2 protein-coding genes (1 of these 2 only partly in view) are annotated in these 6,000 nt (G+C 49.6%); both read left to right on the top strand.

Annotation, left to right across the window (positions count from 1 at the left end; genetic code table 11):
- Positions 1-3,771 (top strand): non-ribosomal peptide synthetase (locus AAC147_RS17670; protein WP_047683314.1); only part of this gene is annotated, 3,771 nt, incomplete at its 5' end.
- Positions 3,768-6,000, top strand: partial view of a non-ribosomal peptide synthetase gene (locus AAC147_RS17665; RefSeq protein WP_047683312.1) — the 5' portion only. Its footprint extends 22,469 nt past the window's final position; the window shows 2,233 of its 24,702 coding nt (coding positions 1-2,233); it begins with the start codon at positions 3,768-3,770; its stop codon lies off the right edge, out of view. The genes AAC147_RS17670 and AAC147_RS17665, both read left to right, overlap by 4 nt.

Genomic DNA, 6,000 nt, shown 5'->3' with positions numbered 1-6,000 from the left:
GGCAAAATTGACCGTCGGGCTCTACCGGCACCGGATTTATTTGCAGTGGCAACACGTGGCTATGAAGCACCAATGGGTGAGATAGAAACCACTCTGGCTCAAATTTGGCAGGATTTATTGGAGCTGGAACAAATCAGTCGTCATGACCACTTCTTTGAGCTTGGTGGTCACTCATTAATGATTGTCAGCTTAATTGACAGGTTACGCAGCTTCGGTTGGCGGCTTGATGTTCGCAGTGTGTTCTCTGCGCCGATACTCACTGAAATGGCGCAATCTATTTTGGCATATCAAGATGATGTAAATACCTTTGCAGTACCACCAAACCTGATCCCTGAAGAGTGCACTGCCATCACCCCTGATATGTTGCCGCTCGTTTCACTGGCACAGGCTGAAATCGATGTTATCGTCGAGTCAGTTCCCGGCGGGGCAAGTCATGTTCAGGATATTTACCCACTGGCACCGTTGCAGGAAGGTATTCTGTTTCATTACCTGATGCAGACACAAGGTGATACCTATCTGTTACAGAGTATGCTCGCCTTCGATACCCGTGAAAATCTCGATATCTTCCTGAATGCTTTACAGCAAGTCATTGACCGCCACGATATATTACGTACTGCGGTCTGCTGGCAAGGGTTGACACAAGCGGTTCAAGTGGTCTGGCGTCAGGCATCTCTGAATATCAATATCTTTACCCCCGCTATGTCGTCGGACAATATCGCTGACAATGTTCTGGCTCAACTACGTGCTCACACGGATCCGCGCCAGCATCGTCTCGACCTAAGCCGCGCGCCCCTGTTTGCCGCAGATATTGCTTTCGATCCGGCTCAGAACGAATGGCTATTGGCGCTACGCTTCCACCATCTGGTCAGCGACCATATGACAATGGAACTTATCTTTGCTGAAATTGAGCTAATATTACAAGGCCGCACTGAAATGCTTCCTACTGCTCTGCCTTACCGTAATTTTATTGCTCAAATTTCAAGTATTCCGGCCACAACACATGAAACCTATTTCCGTGGTCGGCTTGCCGATATTGATTCTCCGACAGCACCATTTGGTGTACTCACAATATCAAGCAACGATACTCCAATTGCTGAAACGCGTCTTTCTGTCGAACCTGCACTGGCGAAGACGATTCGCATCCAGGCACGTCGTCTGGGTGTCAGCCCAAGTGTGCTTTTCCATGTGGCCTGGGCACAGGTACTGGCACAGACCAGTGGCTGTAATGATGTTGTCTTTGGCTCTGTACTGTTGGGCCGCTTACAGGGAGGAATTGGTGCTGATCAAATATTGGGGATGTTTATCAATACGCTGCCGATACGGATTTCTCTGCACGGTAATAATGTACAAGACGTGGTGCAAGCTACCTACCGTGATTTAATGATGCTGCTGGAACATGAACAGGCACCATTGACATTGGCCCAACGCTGTAGCAGCGTCCCACAGCCTATGCCACTATTTAGTGCTTTACTGAATTATCGCCATTCTCAGGCCAGCAAGGCAGATACCGCGAACACAAATCCGGCTAAAAACGAATTCTGGTCAGGTATGCGTGTCATCGCAACTAAAGAGCAGACAAACTATCCACTTACTTTGTCGGTAGATGATTTTGGCACCGGTTTCCATCTGACGGCTCAGGCTGTGATTGATATCGATCCTGCCCGGATAATCGATTATATGGTGACAGCGATCAGCGGTTTGGTCGAAGCCCTGGCTCATGCTCCGCAAACACAGATTCAGGCGTTACCCATATTACCGCTGTCAGAACGGCAACAATTGTTAGTCGATTTTAATGCCACTCAGACGGATTTCCCCCAAGATGCTCTGCTCCATCAATTATTCGAGGCTCAGGCAGTACGTCAACCTAATGCCACAGCGGTGGTATTCGAAGACCAGACGCTTAGCTATGGTGAACTTAACCGTCGGGCCAACCGGCTGGCTCATCATCTGATGGCATTGGGTGTACGTCCGGACGACCGTGTAGCAATTTGTGTCGAACGCAGCCCGAACATGGTGGTGGGTTTACTGGCTATCCTCAAAGCCGGCGGTGCTTATGTCCCACTCGATCCGAACAACCCGCATGAGCGGTTAGCATATATGCTCAATGATGCAACGCCGATGGCCTTATTGACCCAAACAGAGTGGCTCAACAAGCCAGGCAACTCTGTACCTGATTCAATACCGATAGTGTTACTTGATATGCAGGAAACGGCTGCTCGGCAAACCTCTCCAGCCACGCAATCCACCGATAATCCAGATGCACAAGAGTTAGGTCTGACATCACGTCATCTGGCCTATGTGATTTATACTTCCGGTTCCACCGGATTGCCCAAGGGGGTAATGGTCGAGCATCGCAATGTCCTGCGTCTGATTATCAATAATGGCTTTGCCGATATCGGGCCTGATGACTGCATCGCCCATTGTGCAAATATCTCATTTGATGCGGCTACCTGGGAAATCTGGTCTGGTTTGGTGCATGGGGCACGTATCCTGTTGATTCCCGAAAAAACCTTGCTACAGCCAGCTCACTTTGGTCAGTGTCTGTCATCGGAAGGGGTCAGCGCGCTGTTTCTTACTACGACGTTGTTTAATCAATACGCCAGTTTGATTGCCCCCTCATTATCGGGTTTACGCTATGTCCTTTTCGGTGGCGAACAAGCCGATAACCATTCCGCCATTCGTTTGAAGGCTGATTACCCACCGGAGCACTTACTGAACGGATACGGGCCAACGGAAACAACCACCTTCGCAACAGTCTATGAAATACCATGTATTGAAAGAACTGCTATTGAAAGCACTATTGAAGAAAGTACTACTGAAGAAAATACTACTGAAAACGAAGGTAGAAAAATTCCCATCGGACGACCGATCAGTAATACCCGGATTTATATTCTGGATAAACAACGTCATCCCGTTCCTCTCGGTGCTGTTGGTGAAATTTATATCGCTGGCGCAGGTGTTGCCCGTGGTTATCTGAATCGCCCTGAACTGACCGCTGAATGCTTCCTGCCTGATCCGTTCTTTCCAGACGCAGATGCCCGTATGTATAAAACCGGCGACCTCGGCCGTTGGTGGTCTGATGGCAATATCGAATACCTCGGTCGCAGTGATTTTCAGGTCAAACTGCGCGGCTTCCGTATTGAACTTGGCGAAATTGAGTCAAGGTTAGTTCAATGTGATGGGGTACGTGAAGCGGTGGTTCTTTTGCGTGAAGAGGAAAAGCCACAAGAACAACTGGTCGCTTACGTCATACCTCAGGCTGGCGTTGAATTAGTACCGGCTGAACTACGCCAGCAACTGGCGCAACACCTCGCCGACTATATGCTACCCAGTGCCTTTGTGGTGCTTACAGCCTTTCCTCTCACTCCTAACGGCAAACTTGACCGTCAGGCATTGCCGGCCCCTGATGCATCGGCTGTCGCAGCACGTGGTTATGAAGCACCGGATGGTGAGAAAGAAACTATTTTGGCTCAGATTTGGCAAGACTTGTTGGGGCTGCAACACGTGGGCCGCCACGATCACTTTTTTGAACTCGGTGGTCATTCTCTGTTGGTCGTGCAATTAGCAATGCGCATACAAACAGAATTTTTAGTCGATATTCCTGTCGCTTCACTGTTTCTTGCACCCAAATTGATGGAACAGGCCGACATCATTTTGGCAGCACAAATGGATGCTATAGGAGAAAGTGATATTGAATCACTCCAAAACGCGCTTGATTCAATGTCAATGGAAGAATTGATGGCAATTATAGGTGGAGATAATAATCAATGACAAAGACAGACATGAACCTCAATGCTCTGAAACGTGCTGCTCTGGAAAAGAAAATTAAAGAGCAATTGCAAGCTCGGCAACATCAGCAGCGACCTCCTATTAAGCAGGCTGAGCGTGGGTTTCCTTTACCCCTGTCCTTCGCCCAACAGAGATTATGGTTCCTCAATCAATTCGATCCTGCTGCCAGTCTGGCTTACCATATTCCGGTGGCGCTGCGTCTGACGGGACAGCTTAGCCAGCACGCCTTATCTACCGCACTTGATCGCCTGATTGCCCGCCACGAAAGCCTGCGTACCCGCTTTGTCCTGATTGACGGGCAACCCTGCCAGCACATTGACCCCGCTGATATTGGTTTTACTCTGTCCTGCCAAGATCTGTGTTCATTAACGCCAGAAGAACAGGCTAGTCACATTGCGGAGCTTACCACTCTTGAAGCCCAGACACCGTTTGATTTTACTCAAGGCCCACTGATTCGAGGTCAACTGCTGCAACTGGATGATGAAGAGCATGTATTACTGCTGACTCAGCATCATATTATCTCCGATGGCTGGTCCATTGGTGTATTGGTACATGAACTGGGCTCGATTTACCGAGCAGTTCTCGACGACCACGATGATCTATTGCCACTACTGCCTATTCAATATGCCGACTATGCCGTCTGGCAACGTGACTGGTTGCAGGGAGATGTTCTCGCGACACAACGCGATTTCTGGTGCCAACAACTGGCAGGTGTGCCGGCCTTATTGGCCCTGCCCACTGATCGGCCACGCCCGCCAGTGCAGACTTATACGGGTAACCAAGTCTTGATCCACCTTGATGTTGCCTTGTTGGAATCACTTAAATCACTCGGACAGCACCATAACACTACCCTATTTATGACCCTTCTGGCGGCCTGGAGTATCGTACTCTCCCGGATGAGTGGTCAGGATGATATTGTTATCGGTACGCCAGTCGCTAATCGTTCAAATCCTGAACTGGAAGGCTTAATCGGTTTCTTCGCCAATACTCTGGCTTTGCGTGTCACGCTGAATGATACTCCCCAAGTGGCTGACCTGCTTGCACAGGTTCGGGAACGGGCGCTGGCCGCCTATGCTCATCAAGATCTGCCTTTTGAGCAAGTGGTAGAAGTGCTACAGCCAGAACGCAGCCTCAGTTACAGCCCGATTTTTCAGGTGATGCTGGCCTTAAACAATACGCCATCACAAACCCTGACATTACCCGGCCTGCAACTAACGCCAATTGAGTCAGTGCGCCAGAGCGCTCATTTCGACTTGACATTATCGCTGACTGAAACCGATGCCGGTCTGGTTGGGGATTTAGAATATGCTGCCGATTTATTCGATTCTGCAACAATTAAACGCATGGTGGGATATTTGAAGCAAGTCCTGTTAGCCATGACAACCGATGCAACACAAACTATTGCCAGCCTGCCAATGCTACCTGCTCTGGAGCGGCGACAACTGCTAATAGAATTCAACGCCACTCAGGCGGATTTCCCGCAGGATGCCTTGATTCACCAACTGATTGAAAATCAAGTTGCCCGCACTCCCGGTGCAACAGCTGTGGTATATGGAGAGCAATCGCTCAGTTATGCAGAACTGAACAACCGTGCCAATTGTCTGGCCCATCATCTGATTACGTTGGGAGTACAACCTGATGATCGGGTCGCCATTTGTGTTGACCGTAATCTGGAGATGGTGATTGGCCTGCTTGCCATCCTGAAAGCCGGTGGTGCTTATGTGCCACTCGATCCGACCTATCCCGCTGAGCGGCTGATCTATATGCTGGAAGATGCCACGCCGGTAGCTTTGCTGACTCAAACGACACTCGTCGACAAACTCACCAACTCTGTTCCCACAGTAATGCTCGATACTCAACAACCGTATCTTGAAACACAGCCGGCTCGTAATCCCGACACGCAGACGTTAGGATTAACAGCACATCATCTGGCCTATGTGATTTATACTTCCGGCTCCACCGGTCAGCCCAAAGGTGTGGCGATCACTCATCGTAATGCAGTGAATTTCCTGACCTGGGCACAACGAACTTTTAGCCCGGAAGAACTGGCACATACCCTTCTTGCCACTTCGCTGAATTTTGATCTGGCGGTATATGAATGTTTTGCCCCACTGATTTCGGGTGGCACGGTTTATCTTGTCCCCAATGTGCTGTCGCTGGTCACAACGGAGCAACCTGTCAGTCTGATCAATACCGTACCCTCTGCCATTA

It is taken from the genome of Xenorhabdus sp. NBAII XenSa04 (genome assembly GCF_963866145.1).
Taxonomy (GTDB): domain Bacteria; phylum Pseudomonadota; class Gammaproteobacteria; order Enterobacterales; family Enterobacteriaceae; genus Xenorhabdus; species Xenorhabdus indica.
Note: the sequence above shows the minus strand (reverse complement) of the source record. Positions and strands in the feature narration are given on the sequence as shown.